General features: G+C 52.0%; 21 protein-coding genes. 10 read left to right on the top strand and 11 right to left on the bottom strand.

Annotated features, from left to right (window positions below):
• The first annotated feature begins 226 nt into the window (after positions 1 to 226).
• Positions 227 to 3,601 (top strand): ribonuclease E, encoded by a 3,375-nt coding sequence (rne, locus tag HMPREF3138_RS24300; protein ID WP_071605384.1) that lies wholly within the window; start codon positions 227 to 229, stop codon positions 3,599 to 3,601.
• Between the two features lie 61 nt (positions 3,602 to 3,662).
• Here rne and HMPREF3138_RS24295 read toward each other — a convergent pair whose 3' ends face one another.
• Entirely contained in the window at positions 3,663 to 3,950 is a 288-nt protein-coding gene (locus HMPREF3138_RS24295; RefSeq protein WP_015377446.1) for a putative quinol monooxygenase, read from the bottom strand.
• A gap of 213 nt (positions 3,951 to 4,163) precedes the next feature.
• Between HMPREF3138_RS24295 and pyrC the strand changes: the two genes are divergently transcribed.
• The 8 genes from pyrC (at position 4,164) to HMPREF3138_RS24260 (ending at position 9,722) form a co-directional block, all read left to right on the top strand.
• Positions 4,164 to 5,210 carry a dihydroorotase gene (pyrC, locus tag HMPREF3138_RS24290; protein WP_038875502.1) on the top strand — a complete coding sequence of 349 codons (1,047 nt, stop codon included), beginning with the start codon at positions 4,164 to 4,166 and terminating at the stop codon, positions 5,208 to 5,210.
• 75 nt (positions 5,211 to 5,285) lie between these two features.
• Entirely contained in the window at positions 5,286 to 5,525 is a 240-nt protein-coding gene (gene dinI / locus HMPREF3138_RS24285) for a DNA damage-inducible protein I (RefSeq protein ID WP_038875499.1), read from the top strand.
• Positions 5,526 to 5,655: 130 nt separating this feature from the next.
• Positions 5,656 to 5,934: a hypothetical protein gene (locus HMPREF3138_RS24280; protein WP_038875495.1), complete on the top strand. Its 279-nt coding sequence runs from the start codon at positions 5,656 to 5,658 to the stop codon at positions 5,932 to 5,934.
• A gap of 201 nt (positions 5,935 to 6,135) precedes the next feature.
• The gene (gene bssS / locus HMPREF3138_RS24275; RefSeq protein WP_004927812.1) at positions 6,136 to 6,390 is read left to right on the top strand and encodes a biofilm formation regulator BssS; all 255 of its coding nucleotides are present in this window, start codon (positions 6,136 to 6,138) and stop codon (positions 6,388 to 6,390) included.
• A 141-nt stretch (positions 6,391 to 6,531) separates the two neighbouring features.
• On the top strand, positions 6,532 to 7,647 hold the full coding sequence (solA, locus tag HMPREF3138_RS24270; RefSeq protein WP_038875492.1) for an N-methyl-L-tryptophan oxidase: 1,116 nt from the start codon (positions 6,532 to 6,534) through the stop codon (positions 7,645 to 7,647).
• A 216-nt stretch (positions 7,648 to 7,863) separates the two neighbouring features.
• Entirely contained in the window at positions 7,864 to 8,490 is a 627-nt protein-coding gene (locus HMPREF3138_RS24265; RefSeq protein ID WP_038875489.1) for a LuxR C-terminal-related transcriptional regulator, read from the top strand.
• Positions 8,491 to 8,612: 122 nt separating this feature from the next.
• The gene (locus tag HMPREF3138_RS26000; protein WP_004927822.1) at positions 8,613 to 8,729 is read left to right on the top strand and encodes a DUF2770 family protein; all 117 of its coding nucleotides are present in this window, start codon (positions 8,613 to 8,615) and stop codon (positions 8,727 to 8,729) included.
• Between the two features lie 3 nt (positions 8,730 to 8,732).
• Positions 8,733 to 9,722, top strand: a complete 990-nt coding sequence (locus tag HMPREF3138_RS24260; RefSeq protein WP_038875485.1) for a zinc-dependent alcohol dehydrogenase family protein — start codon at positions 8,733 to 8,735, stop codon at positions 9,720 to 9,722.
• 122 nt (positions 9,723 to 9,844) lie between these two features.
• Here HMPREF3138_RS24260 and HMPREF3138_RS26575 read toward each other — a convergent pair whose 3' ends face one another.
• The 10 genes from HMPREF3138_RS26575 to HMPREF3138_RS24220 form a co-directional block, all read right to left on the bottom strand.
• Complete coding sequence (locus tag HMPREF3138_RS26575) at positions 9,845 to 10,162, bottom strand: hypothetical protein (protein WP_071605385.1); 318 nt, start codon at positions 10,160 to 10,162, stop codon at positions 9,845 to 9,847.
• A gap of 429 nt (positions 10,163 to 10,591) precedes the next feature.
• The gene (locus HMPREF3138_RS25990) at positions 10,592 to 11,008 is read right to left on the bottom strand and encodes a ParB N-terminal domain-containing protein (protein WP_071605388.1); all 417 of its coding nucleotides are present in this window, start codon (positions 11,006 to 11,008) and stop codon (positions 10,592 to 10,594) included.
• A 7-nt stretch (positions 11,009 to 11,015) separates the two neighbouring features.
• Positions 11,016 to 12,200, bottom strand: a complete 1,185-nt coding sequence (locus HMPREF3138_RS24255) for an aminotransferase class V-fold PLP-dependent enzyme (protein ID WP_038875482.1) — start codon at positions 12,198 to 12,200, stop codon at positions 11,016 to 11,018.
• Positions 12,169 to 13,329 (bottom strand): ABC transporter substrate-binding protein, encoded by a 1,161-nt coding sequence (locus tag HMPREF3138_RS24250; RefSeq protein WP_047727816.1) that lies wholly within the window; start codon positions 13,327 to 13,329, stop codon positions 12,169 to 12,171. The genes HMPREF3138_RS24255 and HMPREF3138_RS24250 overlap by 32 nt, the downstream gene beginning before the upstream one ends.
• Positions 13,326 to 14,552: an MFS transporter gene (locus HMPREF3138_RS24245; protein ID WP_038875479.1), complete on the bottom strand. Its 1,227-nt coding sequence runs from the start codon at positions 14,550 to 14,552 to the stop codon at positions 13,326 to 13,328. The genes HMPREF3138_RS24250 and HMPREF3138_RS24245 overlap by 4 nt, the downstream gene beginning before the upstream one ends.
• A 2-nt stretch (positions 14,553 to 14,554) precedes the next feature.
• Positions 14,555 to 15,712 carry an NAD/NADP-dependent octopine/nopaline dehydrogenase family protein gene (locus HMPREF3138_RS24240; RefSeq protein WP_038875476.1) on the bottom strand — a complete coding sequence of 386 codons (1,158 nt, stop codon included), beginning with the start codon at positions 15,710 to 15,712 and terminating at the stop codon, positions 14,555 to 14,557.
• Positions 15,712 to 16,725, bottom strand: coding sequence for a PLP-dependent cysteine synthase family protein (locus HMPREF3138_RS24235; protein WP_038875474.1), 1,014 nt, complete (start codon positions 16,723 to 16,725; stop codon positions 15,712 to 15,714). The genes HMPREF3138_RS24240 and HMPREF3138_RS24235 overlap by 1 nt, the downstream gene beginning before the upstream one ends.
• Before the next feature lie 11 nt (positions 16,726 to 16,736).
• Positions 16,737 to 18,137: a Y4yA family PLP-dependent enzyme gene (locus HMPREF3138_RS24230; protein WP_038875472.1), complete on the bottom strand. Its 1,401-nt coding sequence runs from the start codon at positions 18,135 to 18,137 to the stop codon at positions 16,737 to 16,739.
• A gap of 11 nt (positions 18,138 to 18,148) precedes the next feature.
• On the bottom strand, positions 18,149 to 20,254 hold the full coding sequence (locus HMPREF3138_RS24225) for a TonB-dependent receptor (protein WP_038875470.1): 2,106 nt from the start codon (positions 20,252 to 20,254) through the stop codon (positions 18,149 to 18,151).
• Positions 20,255 to 20,288: 34 nt separating this feature from the next.
• Entirely contained in the window at positions 20,289 to 22,148 is a 1,860-nt protein-coding gene (locus tag HMPREF3138_RS24220; protein ID WP_038875468.1) for an IucA/IucC family protein, read from the bottom strand.
• A gap of 171 nt (positions 22,149 to 22,319) precedes the next feature.
• Here HMPREF3138_RS24220 and HMPREF3138_RS25985 point away from each other — a divergent pair, with 171 nt between their 5' ends.
• Entirely contained in the window at positions 22,320 to 23,189 is an 870-nt protein-coding gene (locus tag HMPREF3138_RS25985) for an HpcH/HpaI aldolase/citrate lyase family protein (protein ID WP_223294880.1), read from the top strand.
• Positions 23,190 to 23,290 lie beyond the last annotated feature (101 nt).

The raw sequence follows: 23,290 nt of genomic DNA, 5'->3' as shown, positions 1-23,290 counted from the left end.
CAAATGGAATCAGATCTGTCGACGTAAATCAGAGGCTATTCCCCTAGTAAAAGTGCTGTCTTTCACAAAGAAAAGCAGGCTTACCGAGATAATGCGCCCCTATGCAGGCGACAACCGTGAGGTTGACGGCTTTGCGAGAAGACACGGGGCTTTCGGTTTAACTCCGGCCATGAGGTTATTTTGCCCGCAGCTTTGTCGATAATGTAAAAATAACGAGTAAGTTAAGATGAAAAGAATGTTGATTAACGCAACTCAGCAGGAAGAGTTGCGTGTTGCCCTCGTAGATGGACAGCGGCTGTATGATTTGGATATCGAAAGTCCGGGTCATGAGCAGAAAAAAGCGAATATTTACAAAGGCAAAATCACCCGCATTGAACCAAGTCTTGAAGCAGCGTTCGTGGACTACGGCGCAGAACGACATGGTTTCCTCCCCCTTAAAGAAATCGCCCGCGAATACTTCCCTAGCAATTACTCTTCCCATGGCCGCCCGAACATCAAAGATGTGCTGCGCGAAGGCCAGGAAGTCATCGTTCAGGTAGACAAAGAAGAACGTGGCAACAAAGGCGCCGCCTTGACCACCTTCATCAGCCTCGCGGGCAGCTATCTGGTGCTGATGCCGAACAACCCGCGTGCCGGCGGTATTTCCCGCCGCATCGAGGGCGACGATCGCACCGAGCTGAAAGAAGCGCTCTCCTCGTTGCAACTGCCGGACGGCATGGGCCTGATCGTTCGCACCGCGGGCGTAGGCAAATCCGCCGACGCGCTGCAGTGGGATCTCTCCTTCCGTCTCAAGCACTGGGAAGCGATTAAAAAAGCCGCCGAGGGCCGCCCTGCGCCGTTCCTGATCCACCAGGAAAGCAACGTTATCGTGCGCGCCTTCCGCGATTACCTGCGCCCGGACATCGGCGAAATCCTGATCGACAACCCGAAAATTCTCGATCTGGCCAAAGAGCACATCGCTGCGCTGGGCCGCCCGGATTTCAGCAGCAAAATTAAACTGTACAGCGGTGAAATCCCTCTGTTCAGCCACTACCAGATCGAATCGCAGATCGAATCCGCCTTCCAGCGTGAAGTGCGCCTGCCGTCCGGCGGTTCGATCGTCATCGACAGCACCGAAGCGCTGACCGCCATCGACATCAACTCCGCCCGCGCAACCCGCGGCGGCGACATCGAAGAGACGGCGTTCAACACCAACCTGGAAGCGGCGGACGAGATCGCTCGCCAGCTGCGCCTGCGTGACCTTGGCGGCCTGATCGTCATCGACTTCATCGACATGACGCCGGTTCGCCACCAGCGCGAAGTGGAAAACCGCCTACGCGACGCCGTGCGCCAGGACCGTGCGCGCATCCAGATCGGCCGCATTTCCCGTTTCGGCCTGCTGGAAATGTCTCGTCAGCGCCTCAGCCCGTCGCTGGGCGAGTCCAGCCACCACGTGTGCCCACGCTGTAACGGCACCGGCACCATCCGCGACAACGAATCGCTGGCGCTGTCCATCCTGCGCCTGATCGAAGAAGAAGCGCTGAAGGAAAACACCAAAGAAGTTCACGCTATCGTGCCGGTTCAGGTCGCTTCGTACCTGCTGAACGAAAAGCGCGAATCCGTCAGCGCGATCGAAAAACGCCAGGGCGGCGTGAAAGCCGTCATCGTGCCGAACGATCAGATGCAAACCCCGCACTACTCGGTGCTGCGTGTGCGTAAAGGTGAGGAAACCTCTACCCTGAGCTACCTGCTGCCGAAGCTGCATGAAGAAGACATGGAGCGCCCGCTGGAAGATGCGCCGATGGAACGCAAGCGTCCGGAGCAACCGGCCCTGGCTTCCTTCTCCCTGTCCGCCGATGCGCCGCCGCCGGCTGAAGAAGCTGTCGCCGTGGCCAAGCCTGCCGCTGCCGCCGCCAAGGCTCAAGCCGCAGCGCCGGTCGCCGCCAAGCCGGGCTTCCTGGGCCGCCTGTTCGGGGGTTTGAAGAGCCTGTTCGCCGGTGAAGAACAACCTGCCGTCGAAGAAGCCAAACCGGCCGAAACGCCGAAGGCGGAAGGCAACGGTGAAAACCGTCGTCAGGATCGTCGCGGTCAACGCCGTCAAGGCACCGGCCGTAAAGAGCGCGGTGAGCGTGCCGATCGTCCGGAACGCGGCGAGCGTAAAGAGCGCGGTGAAGGCCGTGACAATCGCGAGCGCGACAACCGTGAACCACGTGAGAACCGTGAAGGCCGTGAATCGCGTGAATCCCGCGATGAACAGCGCCGTAACCGCCGCAACCAGCAGCAGAACGCACCGGTCACTGAGGAAACCGCCTCGGAAGAAAACGCTAAAGCGCCGCGCGAAGATCAGCAGCAGCGTCGTGAGCAACGTGCTGAACGCCAGCGTCGTCGTCAGGAAGAGAAGCGCCAGGCTCAGCAGGAAGTGAAAGCGCTGGAAAGCGTTGACACGATCGAGAGCACCGACGAAGAGCAGGAAGAACGCCAGCAGCAGAACATGCAGCGCCGTCAGCGCCGCCCTCTGTCGCAGAAAGTGCGCATCCTGTCTGCGGAAGAAGAACTGCAGCGTGCAGCGGAAGAACTGCTGGCGCCGAAAGCGCCGGTAGCGAAAGCCGCCGACGCGCAGCCGACTGCCGACGACAGCGTCAAGCTGCTGCCGGAAACCGTTGCCGCTCAGCCGGAAGACGATGCCCAGGGCGAAAACCGCGGCAACGGCGAAGGCATGCCGCGTCGCTCCCGTCGTTCACCGCGTCACCTGCGCGTCAGCGGCCAGCGCCGCCGCCGTTACCGTGATGAGCGTTACCCGCTGCAATCCCCAATGCCGCTGGCGGGCGCATTCGCTTCGCCGGAAATGGCGTCGGGCAAAGTCTGGGTAAGCTACCCGGTTGCTCAGGTTGAAGAAACCGAAGTGCAGGCCGAAGTCGTAGAACAGGCAGCGGCACCGGTTGTCGCCGCAGCGGTTGAACAACACAGCGTTGCCGTGGAAGAAACTCAGGCTGCGGCCAGCGTCAACGAGCCGGCACCAGAAGCCGCCGTTGAAACTGCAGCCGTCACCGTAACGGAAGAAGCGGCAGCCGTGGCACCGGTCGTTGCCACCCCGGCCGAGGAAACCCCGGCACCGGTGGAAGCCGCACCGGCACCTGCCGCAGTTGAAGAGCCGAAAGCGGAAGAGACTGCCCCGGCAGTGGAAGCCGAGCCGGTAGCTGAAGCCGTAACTGCAGAGCCTGTGGTTGAAGCCAAGCTGGTGGAAGAGAAGCCTGTGGTCGAAACTGCACCGGTAGAAGCCACGCCAGCGGAAGAAACGCCAGTGGTAGAAGCCGCACCTGCGGCAGCCGCCGTAGAAGCCGCTCCGGTCGAAAAAGCCCCAGCGCCAATCGCCGCGGAACCTGCGCCTGTGGTTGTTCAGCAGCCGGCACCGGTGAAAGCTGTGCAGGACGTGCTGTACAAACACATCGCCACTGCGCCGATGACCAAAGCGCCTGCGCCGGCCTACGTGCCGGAAGAACGCAAGCACAGCGATTGGCAGCGCCCTTCCTTCAACTTTGAAGGCAAAGGCTCCGCAGGCGGCCATTCGGCGGTGAGCCAGGCGACCGCGCCGGCCACCAAGCCGCAGCCGGTTAACGAATGAGTTAATCTGCAACCCTAAAAAAACCCGCCGATGGCGGGTTTTTTCTTGCCGGTAAAAAGGCTCAGGCTATCTTTTTCAGTTTCTTGATGTCCAAAACATCCAACTTGCCGTCAAGCCGGCTGACGAACTGCTGAAAATGCGCCGTCTCATTATGCTTATCCAGCGCTTCACTGCTGGCCCAACGCTCAAAGAACACGAAGACACCCGGTTTTTCCAGATCGCGATGCAAATCATACTGCAGGTTGCCCAACTCCTGGCGGCTCGGCTCGATAATATCGTGCACCGCTTCGCTGACGGCGGCTTCAAATCCCGCTTTCGCTTGCAGGGTGGCGATAACGCGTACTTCCATTGCTTTCTCCCTTTCCACTTGATGAAGGTCGACGGTATTGGCGTCGGCATCGTTGAAATCTCTGCCACTATGCGCCCGCCGCCCTATTGATTTCAACTTGTCGCCAACAAACAGATGCATCTCAGGCACTTTCCGCTTATCCTTACACCCCGGCGTGAATAAACCCATTATTCGCTTTTCATTAGACGTATTTGACCGCCGGAGCCTAGCTAGATGACCGCACAACCTCAAGTTCTGAAAATCCGCCGCCCAGACGACTGGCATATCCACCTGCGTGACGACGAGATGCTGAAAACGGTGGTGCCCTATACCAGCCAGGTATTTGGCCGGGCGATCGTGATGCCGAACCTGGTTCCCCCCGTAACGACCGTGGCCGCCGCGCGCGCCTACCGCGATCGCATTCTGGCGGCGGTCCCGCAGGGCCACAACTTCACTCCGCTGATGACCTGCTACCTGACCAACTCCCTGGCCGCCAGTGAACTGGTCAACGGCTTCGAGCAAGGGGTGTTTACCGCCGCCAAGCTGTATCCGGCCAACGCTACGACCAACTCCAGCCACGGCGTCAGCGACGTGACCGGCATTTACCCGCTGTTCGAACAGATGCAAAAAATCGGCATGCCGCTGCTGATCCACGGCGAAGTGACCGATCCTGCCGTCGATATTTTCGACCGCGAGGCGCGCTTTATCGAACAGGTCATGGAACCTATCCGCCGCCAGTTCCCGGAGCTGAAGATCGTTTTCGAGCACATCACCACCAAAGAAGCGGCGCAATATGTGCAGGCAGGCAATCGTTTCCTCGGCGCCACCATCACGCCACAGCACCTGATGTTCAACCGCAACCACATGCTGGTGGGCGGCATTCGCCCACACCTGTTCTGCCTGCCGATCCTCAAGCGCAATGTCCACCAGGAAGCGCTGCGTCAGGCGGTCGCCAGCGGTTCGGATCGTTTCTTCCTCGGCACCGACTCCGCGCCGCATCTCAAGCACCGCAAAGAATCCAGCTGTGGCTGCGCCGGCTGCTTCAACGCGCCGAATGCCATCCCGGCTTACGCTGCCGTGTTCGAACAACTCGGCGCGTTGGAGCACTTTGAAGCCTTCTGCTCGCTCAACGGTCCACGCTTCTATGGTCTGCCGCTCAACGAAGACTTCATCGAGCTGCAGCGCGTGCCAACCACCCAACCGGAAGAGATCGCCCTGGGCAATGAATCCGTGATCCCCTTCCTGGCCGGTGAAACCCTGAACTGGTCGCTGAAAGACTGATATTTTTGCTCCGCCCTCTTGCCCCCGCACGCGGTTAACTGTATAAATAAACAGTAAATCGCTTCGGGGGCAATTATGCGTGTTGAAGTCACTATAGATAAAACCCGGCCGCTGCCGGCGGGTGCCATTGAGGCGCTGACCGGCGAACTGGGCAAGCGGGTCAATCGCCAGTTTCCAGACGCCGTCGTGCAAGTACGTTATGCCGGCGCCAACGGCCTCTCCGTGCTGGGAGGCGCCAAAACCGACCGGGACCTGATCGAGGAAATCCTTCAGGAAACCTGGGAAAGCGCGGACGAGTGGTTCAGCGCAGAATAACACTGCAATGCTGTTTTTGCCGGGGGTCGCTCTCCGGCTTTTTTGTTTCTGGCGCCCTGCCCATTCATCGCTTACCCTTACTTTGGAACAAAATCCGCCTCAGCGCTGTAGTTAACGCAAAGGAGTAAGCATGGCCCCGGACAAGGTGAAATCCGAAGACGCGATGACGTTTGGTGAACTGCTGGCGCTGATTGCCGATCAGAAAAGGCGCTTGAACGTATTGGAAGTGGCTTTCTCTTATCTGGCCTTCAGCCTGGATGACAAAGCCAACCAACTGCTGATCCACAGCCTGAAGCTGGAATCGCACAGCCAGAACCGCGACGCCGAAACGCAAAAACATTTCGCCCATTTGGCCGAAGAGCTGGAAAAATGCCTGCACGGCTCACCGCCGCCAGCCGGCGCGGAATAACGCCCTGCGCTTTACTCATCCAAAAATTCGCATACCGGTTTGTAGAATAATTGTTCGAATAAATATTTATTTTGCAAATTTCGGTGACAACCCCCTCCACCGATGAAAGCGGATGCGTATACTGTAATTGCTCTCATGATGATGAGCCGCATTGATCCTCGTTAGTCACTCACGGTAGTTACTACTCAATAAGGGGTCTTTATGGACAGAAATGATGAAGTAATTCAGACGCACCCGCTTGTCGGTTGGGATATCAGTACTGTCGACGTTTACGACGCCATGATGATACGCCTTCATTACCTGTCTTCACTAGACCAAACGCCAGAAGAAGCCCAAGTAGACAGAACGCTTTGGCTGACCACAGATGTCGCCCGTCAATTAATCAATATTTTAGAGGCCGGCATCGCCAAGATTGAAGCTACGGATTACCAGGATCTTGATCGCAGAAAACATTGATTCATCGTCCTCTAACCCCTGAGGCGCCGCGCCCCATTCCCGGCGCCTTTTTCTTTGCCTTTCGCCGTTCAATCAGTGCATTGCGCTCGGCAACCTTTTATCATGGGGCGATAAGAAATCGCTATCAGAGAGGGTGGGCACGTGGAATATGATTTGATTGTGGTGGGCAGCGGTTCAGTCGGCGCGGCGGCAGGGTATTACGCTACCCGGGCCGGCTTGAAAGTGCTGATGATCGACAGCGCCATTCCCCCGCACCGCAACGGCAGCCATCACGGCGATACCCGTATCATCCGTCACGCTTACGGCGAAGGTGAAAAGTACGTGCCGCTGGTGCTGCGCGCACAGGCGTTGTGGAATGCGCTGATTCAACAATCCGGCGAGGAACTGTTCCAGTCGTGCGGCGTGCTCAATTTGGGGCCGCAGCACTCCGAATTCATTCGCAATGCTCAGCAGAGCGCGCAGAAATTCCGCCTGAACGCACAAACCCTCAGTGCCGAACAGATCGCTCAACGCTGGCCGGAATTCCGCGCTCCGGAAGGTTACGTCGGCGTTTTCGAGCCGGACGCCGGCTTCCTGCGTTCCGAACTGGCGGTGGCCAGCCTGATCAAGCTGGCGAAAGAGGCCGGCTGCAGCCAGTTGTTCAACTGCCCGGTCAGCGCGGTGGAGCCTATCGATGGCGGCGTTGAGGTCGTCACCGGCGAAGGGCGTTTCACGGCGCAAAAAGCCGTGGTCACCGCCGGCACCTGGGTGAAAGCGCTGTTGCCGCAGCTGCCGATTACGCCATTGCGCAAGGTATTCTCCTGGCATCAGGCGGACGGCCGCTACAGCGTGAACAATCGCTTCCCGGCCTTTACCGTCGAAGCGCAGGACGGCACGCACTATTACGGCTTCCCGGCGGATAACGACGGCCTGAAAGTGGGTAAACACGACGGCGGGCAGCCGATGGCTGCCCCCGAGCAGCGTAAACCCTTCGGTAGCTACGCCAGCGACGGTACCGAAGTTTTCTCCTTCCTGCGGCAGTTTTTGCCGGGTGTAGGCGTATGTTTACACGGCGAAGCCTGCAGTTATGACATGAGCCCCGACGAAGACTTTATTATCGATACCCTGCCGGAGTGCGATCGCCTGATGGTCATCAGCGGATTGAGCGGCCACGGCTTCAAGTTCGCCAGCGCGTTGGGTGAGATTGCCGCGCTGTTCGCGCAGGACAAAGCGCCGCCGGTCGACGTCTCCAGCTTTGGTCTGAAACGATTTAGCTAAGCGAAGGATTTCTCTGTCCAGGTTGCCGCAGAGCCCTGGACAGCAAAATTTGGCGGTTACAATTTATTAACCTGCTAACTCTTTTAAATACCAAGTAAAAATTCTGATAACGGAAATTTCTTGCATTCAGCATTTGAATTTCCGAATTGAACACTTGCAGTGTAAGTCCTATTTTACAGAAGATATGCTCCATCGGCTTTCAACAAGGACGTCACCATGAAACTACTTGTCGTGGACGAATGCTGCTTCACCCGGGTCGGTATAGCCAGCTACTTTGCTGATAGTGGGATTACAACGATCAAGTGCTGCCACAGCATTGAGTACGCTACGCCGCTGTTGGCCAGCTTTCAGCCGAGCCACATTCTGGTGAACCTCAGCAACCAGTGCCGCTATAACGAAGCGGACGCACAGCTGCTGGCGTTTATGGAAGCCAGTCAGTCTGCCTTGCTGTTTATCTATCTCGATACGCCTTACCCCTACAGCGAAACGCCAATGCGCATCGCCGATAACGCGTTCCTGTTCAATAAAAGCATTCTGCCGCTCACCTTGCGCACGCTGCGCGAAAATCCGCTGGCGCTGGCCGATGACGGCGAAGAGCGTTCCCTGTTCAGCCCGCAGGAACTGACGGTGATGAAATATTGGATGGCGGAAATGCCCAACTACCGCATCGCGAAAAAGCTGCAGATCAGCTCGCATACGGTGTATGTGCACAAGCGCCATATCACGGAGAAGATCAACGCGCGCAACCGGCTGGAGTTCTACTCGCTGTATAACGTGCTGCGTTATTTCTACCCGCCCAGCGCGCCAACGAATTCGACGCCGCTGGCGCTGCTGGCGGTGTAACATCAAGCCTGCGATAACGCAGGCTTTTTTATCGCCACTCTTCCAGCGCTCACGCGCGCCCCGCTATAAAAGGTGCCGAGAAAAGGACTATAATCAAAGGTCTCTTTCTTCAGGCGGCTGAAATGTTAAACCGAATACTGGCGGCTATCGTCAACAACGTGCGTGAGCACCTGGTGCTGTATCTTTGTCTGTGGCTGGTGCTGCTGGCGCTGGATGTCTATTTTTTCTTCGTGATGTAACCCATGCCGTCGTCATTTCCCCGATTGAGCTTCAGCCGCTTCGGCGATCCCGCCCAGGTGCTGGCGCTGCAGCAGACGAGCATGCCGTCGCTGCGCCCCGGCCGGCGGCTACTGCAGATGCGCTATGCCCCGATCAACCCTTCCGACCTGATCCCGATTCACGGCCAATACGCGCACCGCATCGCCCTGCCGCAGGTGCCTGGCTATGAAGGCGTAGGCGTCATCATCGATCCGCAAAGCGGACGCTCGACCGGCCGACGCGCACTGGCGGTAGCGGGTGACGGCAGTTGGCAAACCTTCGTCACGTTGCCTGAAGAACGGGTGGTCTGGGTACCGGACGACATCGACGACGCCAGCGCAGCGCAAATCTATATCAACCCGCTCACCTGCTGGGTGCTGCTGACGCAATGGCTACCGCTCAGCGCTGGCGACGTGCTGCTGCTCAACGGCGGCGGCTCCGCCGTTAGCCTGCTGTTGGCGCAACTGACGGCGCTGCGTGGCATTCGTCTGGCGGTGGTGGTACGCAACCTCGCTCATCGCCCAGCGCTGCTGGCCGCCGGCGCCTGGCGCGTTATTGAAGCCCCGCAGCTGGCGCAAATGACCCACTTTGGCGCCCGCGCCGCTATCGACTGCATCGGCGGAGAAGACGGATTGCAGCTGGCGCGGGCGGTTCGCACCGGCGGCGACTTTGTGGCGCTGGGCCTGCTGGGTGGGCGCCAGGTGGACTGGCGGCGCGTGGTAGACGAATTGAAGCTGCGCGCTTCGCTGTTCCACTTGCGCAAATGGAATGCGCAGGCAGCACCGGCGCAGTGGCAAACGGCGTTTTATCAGCTATTCCAGCTGCTGCGACGCGGCCAGCTGGCTTTGCGCCCCCCCGCCGCGATTTATCCTTTGCGTCAGTACGCAGCGGCGCTGCAGCACGCAGCCCTACCCGGCGTATGCGGCAAAATATTCCTTACGCCGACGGTATCGGAGACGATTGCGGTGGATTAACCATTACTCAACGGGGTTCCCAATAAATAAAATACAATGGAGGAAAAGGCGCCTTTTCCGTTAATGCAAACTTATTAGTGGTGAGATGCCCTTTTATTAGGGCAACGGACATTATTATGCTATCAATCTCTACGCTTTGAGATAAGGCGCATCGTTACCCAAGAAATAACGATCGATAGTAAAATGAGCATGACAATTAAAGAGTCAAACGATGAACTCATTAAATCTAGTGGGTTTGAGATCTTCGCCACCTTTAAGTACGTATCCTCTGATAGATGCCTGAAAACAACTTCAGCCAGTACGACAAGCCAGGCAACAACAGCAGATTGGGGTTGTAGTGGTAAAGTAATACTGGCCACGGTTTTACAGTAAGAACGGTATCTGTTCTCTGATTCTTCCGGCGTCAGCCCCCCGTTGTTACGCTTAGTTTTCTTGTTCATTAAGTCACTTGTTTCATGTTGGAGTGAGAATATCACCTTTAATCAGGTGGGCAAATTTACTGTGCCACTACAGTTGAAACCGTTTCTCATGTCAGTGATGCCGGCGACCAGTCAGATTTTTGTGCCTTTCCGCCCTTTCCAAAAGCCATCTCTGTCAGTTGAATCAACGGAACACGCTGCTGGCAGATGTTATCGACAAGCTAAATCGTTTTAGCAGGTATATATTTGTCGATAGAGTTGGTTTTTGTAAAAACCTCTAAGCATTGGCGATTATTAAAATGTCATGAGCTAAGTAATGACAGAGTTTCTAAAAGCATTCACTACAAGTAGCAAAACCTCAGTGATTCCACAGTCCATGCCAACTCCCTAGTGCAAAACTATTCCAGCAAAAAAGGCTCCGGTATTAATTTTTTTCAGAGCCAACAATAGTTACATGGTTAATGAATTTATATCGAGTAACTGCCTTAGCTGAAAATCAACAACTGGAAGAACCGGTGAAAATAAATGACGAGTGGTTTTATACGGAAAAATTTTTCCTTGGTTGACTATGTGCTCTCTGATTTTTAACGGGCAGAACGGCTCACCATTATTCCAGTCGTGCACTCTCACGCGTACATCAGTATAGTCAAGCAATATACAAGGAAGGTACGTTAGCCCAAGATTATTGGCCACGCGATATCGATGGTTGCCATCCATAATGATCCCCGTGTTTTTTTCAATGGGAACGGGTGTTATCCATTTTTGGCAACGCGCTATCTCCTCTGTTAATGCTATAACATGTTCCATGTTGACCTCTTCAGAGGGACGGATCAAGGCAACTGGATGTAATATTACCTCATACTGCATGTTCACCTCACCTGAAATTTTCAAGGGCATTAAGTAAGATATCTATCTCATCTTCACTGTTATACGCATGAACGGATGCACGAACGACTGACTCCAGCCCACGATTTCGCATGTCAATGAATGTCGAACTCGATCGAGAACATGAGACATTAATTCGACGTGGTTGAGCCGATAGGTATTCCTTAACAGATTCAGCTGTTTTATTTTTAACGGTAAATGTAACGATTCCTGACAGATTCTCTCCTTTATCCTGTAACTGAACGTGCGGTATACATTTCAGGCCTGAGCGAAGTTGCTTAGCCAACTTAAAAATCCTTTGCGTTACTTTACCTTGCCCTAACGAAAGCGCATATTTCGCGGCCGCCCCCAGGCCAAGCCTGTCAGCAATATTTGCCTCCCAGCATTCGAATCGTCGGGCTCCTTCGCTAATATGATAACGCTGCTCATCTATAAGACTGGCAGCATGGTGATCAAGCCACACCGGTTCAATATTCGAACTCAGGGTGCTGTCCATCCATAAAAAACCCGTACCGCGTGGAGCTCTCAGGTATTTACGCCCTGAGGCTGTTAACACGTGGCACCCAATTTTTTGGACATCAAGTTGTAAATGTCCAATACCCTGGCAAGCATCAAGGAAAAACCACACGCCAGCATCACGAGCAAGGGCGCCTATTTTTTCTACCGGCTGTATTGGTCCTCCATGAGTTCCCAGTATTGGGAGACTGATTAATCTGACTCGAGGATTGTCAAGGGCATGTTGTAACTGCTTCAGACAAACAGCCCCATCCTCATCCGCTTCCAGAATGTTGATCTGAATGCCATCACGTTTTTGTCGTTGCAGGTAAGGTATATAATTGCCTGCATATTCAGTGGTCGAAGTCAGGATGATATCCCCTGGGCGCAAGGGAAGAGAGTAGAATGCGATGTCCCAGGCCCGGGTAGCATTTTCCACAAGCGCGATATCTGCAGGCTTTGCCTGGATCAATTTCGCCAGATAACCATATATATCACCAAGCCATTGGCGCTCACGATCTGCGGCTTCATACCCACCGAGGGTAATTTCTTTTAAATAGTGTTCATGTACAGCCTGTATAACCGGGACAGGCATTAAGCTTGCTCCTGCATTGTTAAAATGAATAACATGCTCAGTCCCTGGCGTGTCAGCGCGGAGTTGTGCCAGACTTAACGTCATGGTTATTCTCCTCTTTTTGCAGGCTTACCATATATCCGGATTGATACGGAACGGGAAGAAATTCCTGATGCAGGCGACGGAATGTGTCATCAGCGTCCAGGTCCGCGAATAATTGTGGATGTATCCATCTGGCTAGTTGCTGGATGGCAATGACATCATACGGGCTGTTGTAGAACTGATGCCAGATGGCGAAAAATGCGCTATTACGGCGTGCAGTGCTATCTGCATAAGCTGGACGGCTGGTGAACCATGCCAGCTTACGCCTGGATTCGTCGATATTGACGCCCGGCCCGAGAGGGATCCACCTTCCACCAGGAACGAAGGCCTGAAAATTCCCGCTGGTGAGTATGACGACATCAGGATTTGCAGCTATCACCTTTTCAGGATTTAACGTAAAAAATGAACCGGGAGCAAGATTGGCTGCGATATTGTCTCCTCCGGCTAATTTAGTAAAACGCCCAAAGCTCCCCTTGCCAAAGGTCATACAGCATTCTTCTGAATAACCTCCAAGACGTTCTAAAAATACCTTTGGCAATGGATTCTTTAATTTTAAAGTCCTGGATGTGACGCGTTGTAACTCACTCTCGCGAAATTTCAAATAGGCTTCAGAGCGTTCCGATTGGCCAAATAACTCGCCAAATAGTTTCACTGTTGGAGGAATATGTGCAATAGGGTCATACCGAAAATCCACGTAGACAATTGGGATACCCGCACTGGCAAGTGCGGCTTCATACCCTGAGTCAACAATAGCATTTCGCGCATCCATATTCATGATGATGACGTCAGGTTTCAGATTAATAGCCTGTTCGATATCGAAGGTCCCTTGCTCGCGGCCCCCAAATGTCGGGATTTTCTCCAGTTGTGGAAACTGTTGCCGGTACTGCTGCCATGTTGCCGGATCTGACTGTATTAAATCTTTCCGCCAGGCCACTATCCTCTTGGCAGGATTTTCTTTATCAAGCATGGCGACCAGATACAGTTGGCGCCCTTCCCCAAGGATGACACGCTGTACCGGTAATTTGATGTTAACGGTCCGGCCGAAGAGATCGGTTACAGGCGTCATCGTCTGTTCAGCATGAGCAACTGATGAGGTTAACAATACAATAAAGAGCACAAGTCGTAATATCATTTCTCATAACCTATTTTCTTGTTGAATTCCCTTGAAGAGCGGCTGATTTTTAACGTAATAATTAAAGTCATGGAATACATGACCGCAACGCAAAGAAACAACGCTGACAACCCTGGCCAGAGAAGGACTACGCCCCCCAAAGCAATACCTGCAATGGAGGCGAACTGGCTGATACTCTGGACTACCCCCAATATATACCCTTGCATACCTTCGGCTGTTGTACGCGAGATTAATGCGGTAAGCACAGGCGTGGTTGCGCCAAGGAGAATTCCCCATAAAAAATAAAGCCCGATAAACCAGAGGGTTTCCCTTACTGTAGCCAGCAGCAGTGTTACCAAGATACATCCCATGATGACCCCCACCATTCGGTAGAGCGTGCTGGCTATATCGTGCGCTTCAAACAATCTTGCCCAGAGAGACGCTGATACAATCACTCCCGTAGCCTGTAATCCATAAGCTAATCCTGTTAGCCAATTAGGGGCATTGAACACCGTGCTGACATAAAGAGAAAAAGGCGTTTGCGTAATCATGCGGCTCATTAATAACAAGCCAAGAACCGTCAGTAAGCCAACAATGACGCCATTGTTGATTCCAGTTGGAGTCCTTTTCTTATCTTTTGAATGAACAGCTGAAGTGGACGAGACTTCATGAGGAGCATCAGCAGGTAATATGAAAAGAACAATCAGTGCACACAGCGTACAAATAATAAATGCGCTGACGTTTATCCAGAAGAAACTCAGTAGATCGAGAATGGCTCCCCCGATAATCGCCCCTGTCAAAGAGCCTGCGTTGGTTGACACCTGTAACCAGGCAAAAAGTCTCGTACGCTGTGCCGCTGGCACCATTGCAATACCATAGGCCTGAGCCGGCGCAATATAACCCGCACAGGTACCCTGCAAAAAACGTAAAATAAGCACCAGCCAGACTTCATTGGCGAAAGCAAGCCCGAGTTGCGTTAATGCCAGGCCCATCAGTGCGCGGATCATCATGACTTTATTGCCCGTTTTGTCGCCTACCCGCCCCCAGAATGTACTGGTTAGCATAACGCCAAGCATCGGCGCTATATACACTCCCGTGCCAGCGATGCTCAGTAGTTCTGTGGACGTCATACTTTCGAGATGAAGCGGCCAAAAAGGGCCACTCATTTCCATCGCTCCCATCGAAAGCAGTTGCACGATAAACAGAAACTGGACAATAAAAGTCACGCTGCCCGTTACGCGCATCCTCACTCCCCCCTTATCGTTGGCCAATCGGCGGGGATCGGAGAGGGGGCAATCTTCCCTCCCATATACTCGCAACACCAGTAATAGATTTCTTCTATATATGGTGTTGGCACCCTGAGCCTCTGGCCGATCGAAACCAGCAGGCTTAAACCACAGCCAATATCTTCCCGAAAAACCCGATGGTTTTTATCAAAAATAAAAGTGTCGGATCGCCCTTCGCGGATCAGAGGCAGCGGGATACCCTCATAGGCCTTATTCGTTCGTAAAACGCTGAGGAGTGTTCTGGGGTCAGAAATTGAGTCACCGTATGCCTCGACTATTTCCTGCTGCAATGACTGCACAGAGCTGAGATCGATACCCAGTGAAAGTTCGGCAGCTTTACATAAGGCCTGATTTTCCTCATCACAGCGAGCGAGGAAATAAGCACCGAGTTCCGGGCAGTCACTCCACCAACACGGAATATGATTGAAAGCATGCCCGTGCCACTGCCCCCATGGACCGATGAGACCATAAATGACGGAGCTGTGCATGATTGGATTTCCTGGTGTAAGGGTAATCTCCAGGTAATTAGAAAGCAGAGTGACGGGAGCTTCATAAAGCTGCTTTAGGTAATCAAGCAGAATATCGGTATTCTCAGGTGTTTCCCGGCAATGAACAGCCACGTACAACTGTGATTTCGCCCCCCCCATCCTGACACTTTTTCCAGGTACAAGATCAAACGCAATATGGGGGACATCTTTCATGCCCCATATAACAATATTCGATAAGCCTCCAAATGCTTTTTCTGCCATCCAGTCAAATCCGCCAAAACCGGGAATGGCTCCGACGAAGACCTGCTTATGCCGGGGCAGCGCTGGCGCGATGCTGTGAAGCACGCTTTCGCGCACATGGCTTGGGGCAGTAATGATAATGAGATCTGCAGCGCTACAGGCTTCATCGGCTGACGCCGTCATCCTGACGGCAGGGGCTTTTATAACATTTCCGTCAGGCATGATCGCATGCAACTGAGCGCCACTGCCTTGATATGCGGTGACAGTTTCTGGCCGGCTAGTGTAGAGAGTGACTGCAACTGCGGGATTTTGACTGAATAAAATGGCAGCAAGATGGCCCGTACGGCCGGCCCCACATATTGTTACCCTTAACTTCTCGCCTGAGAACATTATTCTCCCTCCTCAACAGAAGAGAGTGCAAACCAGCTATCAAGTTGCCCCCAAACTTGCTCGGAGAGAAGATCCCGTTCTTTGAGCCACTCCTCATTGAAGATCGTATTTAGATATTTTTCACCGCCATCTGCAATAACGAGAGCCACATTCCCCCGAATCGTTCCATTATTGATAAATTCCAACGCTTTATATATTGCACCACCGGTAGAACCGCCAACAAGCAGCCCGAAACGGCGCGCAAGATAGCGTGCAGTTTCAAAAGCGCAGACGTCGGAAACCTGTTCACCATAATCAATGCAGCTGTAATCCAGAACTAATCCGACGGTGTCTCCTTCCGGTGTGCCGGTTCCTGATTGATAATAGGGCTTTCCTGGCTTTCCAAATACGATAGAGCCTTCTGGCTCTACGGCGATCGTGACTGTATCCGGATTATGAACCTTGAGGCCATGCGCTATCCCTGTCATCGAACCGCCAGTACCAACACATCCAACCCACGCGTCGACTTTGCCAATCTGGCAGATAATTTCACGCACCAGGTCTGCATATCCACCGGCATTGGCTGCATTATCTGATTGGTTCATGAACACTGCGCCGGGTATTTCACTCGCAATTTCAGCCGCCATACGCTGTCGTTCCACAACCGCGACTTCATTTTCGCCGTAATTACCCTTAACGTAACGAATATCTGCTCCCAGAGCTCGCATGATGGTAATTTTATCCTGAGCGGCATGGTGGTCCACCACTGCAATAAATTTAAGCCCAAATTCGATAGCCGCAATGGCCAGGCCGATCCCCGTATTTCCTGACGATGATTCAACAATTGTCCCGCCTGGTTGGATCCGCCCTGATTTCAGCGCCGCAACAATCATATTTCTGGCCATGCGATCTTTCATGCTCCCGCCAGGATTGTTTTTCTCCACTTTGATATAAAGACGAGATTCAGATTGCGCCAGCGGTAATTGAATGACGGGAGTATTGCCAATCAAATCAGTTACTTTTCTGAAGATCATTTTACAACTCCTTAATTGTCAACGGTAAAAATGAGATTTTGGCGCGAGCTCATGACCGCGGTCAGTCTTGTGGGGAGCGGGTGCCGGTGGAACTGGTTTTCCAGTAAATCCATTTGGTAACCAGCAGTATTGGCAAATATCAGCAAGTCGCCCGGTTCAGGCAGGTGCTTGAATGTAATCAGACGGTTAGTTATAACGTCCTCGTCAAGGCAACTATGACCCGCAATCCATGCTTTCGCAGCAGGAGGTGGCTCATGAGAATTCTGACGAATATGGAGCGGATCGCTCAGGAATTCAGAGTTGAACCATGTTTCGCATGCACTGAAGCTACTTCCCTCGACAAAAATAACGTATCCGGAATCACCGTGAGGCCGGACTCGACATACGCGAAAAACACTTATGGCGCTCTGGTTGGCCAGACTTCTTCCGGGCTCGACACACAGCGTTAATCCTTCATCGATTAATGCATCGCAGACTCTTTTACCCTCAGGGTCCGCGCCGCCAAGAAACTGAGTGAGCCAGTGCTCAGCGTTTATATCGCCACCATAGGGATAGAAAGCATCCGGGACCCGTCGAGTACGATAGTCTTCCTGCGTTTGTGAGGATAGCCATGCCTTATAGCAATTCCCCTCTACATACTGAACGGGCAATCCTCCCCCGATATCGATAATGCATGGGGAATGGCCAAGATTACGGGCGCAGGCAATTAACGGTAAAGTGTCAAAAAAAGCGTTAACCCTGGATACGGGCGAGTAGCCACTAAGATGGAAATGGAAGCCATCGATTTTTAAGGGATTACAGGTCTCGAGTTTCTGAAGCACAGCACTCACTTCACGGGATGACATACCAAAACGGCTGGTATGGCTGAACGCGGGGCGAAGGCGCAGTAGTATACTGATCCGGCCTGTCGGGCTTTTCCAGCGTTTAGCTACCTCCATGAGGTCGTCCATTTCCTCGACTGAATCCACAACAATCCGCGCCCCCTGCAGAATTAACTCCTGCAAAAAACGTATTGTTTTTGCAGGCCCAGTGGCACACAAATCGTTGCCTCTGCATCCAGCGCGGATAGCATCGTTGAGTTCATGCAGGCTGGATACATCAGCCCCTGTTCCGGCAGTGACGGCCGCCTGTAATAACGACTGTGATTTATTGACTTTAACGCCATAATAAAATTTCGCTTCAATGCCAAATCCCGCCGTAATAGCAGCCATCGCATTGAAATTATCCTCCACGGTATGCGGCCAAACAATATTGAGCGGAGAACCGTAAATTTCTGATAAGCGAACAAGAGTATCAGGGGACGTCTCTAACCATCGGGCAATAACAGGATCCACATAGGGGGGTAATTCTCTGGCCGGGCTTAACCGCCATGAAGTTGTTTCCCGGCAATAGGTATTTAACAGCGAAGCCATATTAAATCCTCTCAGAAATCAATGGTTACCGATGCAAGGAAGGTGCGTGGCGCTCCCTGCGCAATGGTGCTGTATGACGCCACGCCAGCCCAATAATGGCGATCTAACACGTTTTGAACATCAAAGCGGAAAGTTGCCGGTGTACCGTAAACACGCGTTTTATAGGCAGCCCCCATATCTACCGTGGTCCAAGAACGGATAGACTGCGTATTCGCCTGATTGACGTACTGCTTCCCGCTGTAATTGACATGACTGTTCAGGGACAATCCCCGTAGGACAGGGAGGTCATATTCCACACTCGTGTTTGCTTGTATCGGGGATACACCAACGGGTTTGTTACCACGAACGCCAGTGGTGGGAGATTTGGTGAGCTCAGCATCAATCAGGGAAAGACTTCCTGACATTCGCAAATTATCCAGAGGTTCATGGGAGATATTCAGTTCAATTCCACGGTTCCGTTGTTCGCTGTTGGAATTGAATGTATTGTTACCGTCGATTGCACCGCTTGGCTTCGTGATCTGGAAAAGAGCAAGACTGCTTTGGATTCCCGCCTCATCGTATTTAATGCCCACTTCGTATTGACGCGATCGGTATGGACGCATCACCTGACCTGCGTTTTGTGCCGTACCAGGGGCGACATCACCTTTGCTGAGCCCCTCAATGTAGTTGGCATACAGCGAAACGGGTTTCCAGGGACGGTAGACCAGGCCAAGCATCGGAGTGACGGCATATTCATCATAGGAGGATGAACGATCGCCATTAGCGGCGAAGTTATCGGCACGAACCCTTTGGACACGCACGCCTGGCGTGATGTCAACACTTCCATCCAGTACGGTCATTGTGTCGGCAAGCGCGAGACCACTTAACTGGCTGGAGGAGGTTTTTGATACTCTGGCTGGCGCAGAAGGCAGGGTGACATCAACGTCTGGCGGGGAATAAATATTGGAATCTACCGTTTGTCCCCAGGTGCTGGCGATAGCGAGGCGATCATGGTAATAACTGACCTGCAGCGTCGCCTGATGATCAATGGAACCGGTTGAAAAATAACTTCTTGCGCCAGTTTCTAAAATATAACGATTCACCTTAAAGCGGAAATTAGTAATCGTCGAGACGACATCCCCTTTGTCGTTAATAATATTAGGGGTTTGCTCTGATATGCGTGAAACCATCGAGCGTCCACCGCCTGCATTCGCAAAAACGATCACGTTGTCATTAATATCGTATTCTGTGTGTAGCAATGCCCCCTGATCCCGGATTTTCCACCACATCCCCTTTTGTGCGATGTTTGTCTTGCCATCAGGAGCATCCGGAACATCAATGCCTGCAGCGACGGTGAAGGGGCGATTTGGGGATTTGACTCGCTGATATTGATCAAGCAGGTCAAGGGAAGCCCTCACCCCTCCGTTCCCATAATCGAGAGCAAGCGCGCCTAATGCCGTATTTTTATTGGCATTGTCGAGTGCCAAATCGCCACCACTACCGCCACCGTTAAAACGGATTCCCCACATCTCCCCGTCCGGGTTAACCCACAATTTACCGACATCGACATATGCACCGAGTTGGTTGTTGGACTCCCAGGCGGTGGTGAGGCGTTTAATATCCTGAGCTGTAGCCCTTTTAGTCACTGCGTTGATGACACCGCCAACCCCTCCGTTCGGGGACATCCCATAGAGTCCCGCGCCCGGCCCCTTCAGTAACTCTATTCGTTCGAGATATTGCGGCAATAATTGATAATTTGGTGCCACACCATAGACACCATTGAGTGCCACTTCACCGGTATTGCCTTCACCAATAGGGAATCCACGGATCATGAAAGAATCCAGGATCCCACCTGAAGGAGAGGTAACCCGCACGGATGAATCATTTTTTATAACATCGCCGAGAGATTTAGCCTGCCTATTTTCAATGTATCGCGAGTTATATACCTTGATACTGAATGGCGTATCATGAATGACTTTACTTCCTAATAAGCCAATATGGGTTTGTTTGGATAGTGCATCTTCAGTTTGTGTAACTGTACTGTCGGCGCTAACGACAACGGTATCTTCCGCGTTCGCAATATAAGGAATTAAAACTTCTACAACAGCCAAAACCAGAAACTTCTTTCTACGATTCATAACCATTATCTCTAGTCCCAGAGTTACCGGCGTATCAATCAGCTAAAGGATTATTAAGACCGTGCTGAAGTCGATAATCAGTATATTGTTGTAAATGCATGCTCATTAATGAGCGGGTATACCAGGGATGGTTCATAAAATGCTCGCGTTCCTGATGCCAGAAGCTGGCATCCAGCCTTGGGTGAAGTTCTTTAAATACACGGTCAAGTTCTTCGCCAATAACTTTCCACATACGGTTATCTGGGATGCAATAGAAGTGAGTCAGGCAAAGGGCGATTTCATGCAAATGACTGACAAGGCAAGCATCCACGACGAAGGTTCTGACGGGTTCAATATCATCTTCAAACACCGTGGGTAAAATGCCAGGCCAGATATAAGGTTTGAGTTCGTAACCTTGCTTACGGAGTGCCGGGGCCCAGCTGCGGCCATCACCGAAGTCACGGATAAGCATGGCCACAGCGCGGCCGGAATCATCAAATAAAACCTGCGTATTTTGTTGGTGTGCTTCAAGCGCCACGCCATAAATCAAATACATAGCCAAGACCGGCTTCAGTATGATCCGGGTGTAATGACGAAACCATGTCTCAGGCGTGTCTCCTGACAAGGCAATCAGCTCACTGATAAGGGGATCGGATTTATGCGGGAGCGCGGTAAATAGCGATGCAACCGTGATAGCCAATGAATTATCGTTTCTTGTCCACGCATCCGTACTACGAAACACGACGGAGAGAAACTTACCCTCAGCGTCATCCATACGATCTTTATGACGAAAGTGCCATGCGGCATCTTCCCGGAAAAAGTCGAGCTTGCCGTCAAAACCTTGCTCCACATCCAGGATATCCTCAATAATCGTACTAATACGCGGCCCCATGTGAATGGATTTAGCCTGGAGGCTGCGCATCTCACTGGTCATCCATATGGCAACGGGCAATTTTATAAAAGGCAATGCCGGGGCCGTCGGAAGCATTGTTCTGAACGACATTGAGGGTGCGGTTTCAATTTCGGGACCAAATGGCAAAAGAATTCCTTCGTCTATTTCTTTGGCGAAATGACCCAAGATCCAATGTTCAAGATGCCAGGGGTGAAGGGGAATGGGCAGCCATTCTTGAGGGTTGCGATGCTGACTTTCGAGCCAGTCGCACCATTCACTCCAGACGCCAGGAAAGGCCGATGACAGCCATTGACGGATATCCTGAACATGAGGCATCTTCTCGCAATAAACCATGTCGTCCTGTATGGCCCCCATGCGAAGAGTGACTCGGGCTCCAAATTCGGCGGACAGGGCTTCGATGTCTTCATCGTTTAATCCAGGCCGGGACTTCCAGGTAGGATAATAAGGGTGGCCTTCCAGAGATCCCCACTGGTCCAGGAGGGTCGCCCCCTCTCTCAAACTGTGATGGCGTCCTACCCATTTAACAAAATAAGACTCCCCCTCTTTCTCCATATCTTTAGCAATGCTATTCCGCCATTTTGACCGATGTGCTCTGGCCAGCCGATCATTATGGATACTGTTAGCAACATCTTTATTGAATTTAGCTATCCCCTCAGCCGATGGGCTGAAACTAAATTCATTTTTCAGGACGTCGATCAGTTGTTCATGTGACTGAATCGGGGTTTTGCTCCCGTCGGCTGCCTCGAGGATAATATCACCACGATTAATAACACTATTCGCCGGAAAAACCGCCGTTAGATTTAGCTGAAGGATATGTTCTCCATCAGAGAGGCGGTAATTAACCCTACTTTCTTCACCGAAAACCTCAAGTTTCTTTTCATCAAGTAGTTTTTCCGCAAAAAGACAACGAATTATGCGAGAGAGTGCGTTACGTGCCGAAAAATCAGGTTGTGTTGAAAGTGCTTGTCCTGCAAAGCCATTCTCCTCTGCCAACTCCATCATATTTTCTCCCAATGTAAGAGGGTTGAAACGATTAGGTGTAAATTGAGCATCTTAAGGTCAACGTGATATTTCATTGCTCTCTCAGGCTCCTTGAAAACTTTCAGTCACTACGCTACCATCAAAATAAATTCATGTAAATGATAATCAATATCATTCTCATAACCGTAATCAATGATGAGATTACAAATTTATATCAATCACTTAGGCGGTAAAGGTATGAGTGTAGAGATTAGCTATTTGTTTGTCCCTGCTAATAAAGAGGTTATGTTTTCAAAGGCGTTGGCCAGTGGTACCGATGCGATCATTATTGATCTTGAAGATGCCGTTCATCCGAACGAAAAGCCCCTTGGTCGCGATAACGTTCTGAGTTGGCTGCATAAAATTAATAAGAGCAGCATTAAAACCGGAATATATATCCGGATAAATCATCCAAACGACAAGGAGTTTGATGACGACATCAGCTTGCTCAATTCATTAAATAAGCCATTGATTACGGGTGTGATGGTGCCAAAACTGGAATGCAGTGAAACGATAGTCCATATAAATTCAAGGCTTAATTCCGGAATATCAAGACTACCCTTTATCGGCATCATAGAAACGGCGCGAGGATTGTATCACTGTGAGAGTATAGCCTGTAGCGGTGTAGTCAGATTAGCGTTCGGCTCTTTAGATTATTCACACGATATTAATTGTCTGCAAACACCTGAGGCACTTCTCTATGCGAGAAGTCGTATCGTGGTGGCTTCACGGCTTGCCAACCTATCGCCCCCTATTGATTGCGTCACCCCCGAATTTTGTACGTCCGAAACGTTGTTAACGGATTGCTGCCATGCTCGTTCCCTTGGATTCGGTGCTAAATTATGTATTCATCCGGATCAAATCAATGTGGTTGCCAAGGCATTTAGCCCTACGGAGGAACAAATTAAATGGGCTGAAGAGGTGTTAAAACAATCCAGAGATAACTATGCTTTTCAGGTTGGTGGCTCGATGGTTGATTTACCCTTAATAAAACAGGCAGTCCGTTTAATGAACAGTAAATAAACCAGAGTGAATGTATTGGTCAACCACGCAAACTATAAACAGTCAGATAGAAGCGTTAAGCCACCGTTGGGGGGGGGGGGGTATTCAAACGCATTAACAAC

It is taken from the genome of Serratia sp. HMSC15F11 (assembly GCF_001808215.1).
GTDB lineage: Bacteria > Pseudomonadota > Gammaproteobacteria > Enterobacterales > Enterobacteriaceae > Serratia > Serratia nevei.
This window is presented reverse-complemented; position numbering and strand designations above follow the sequence as displayed.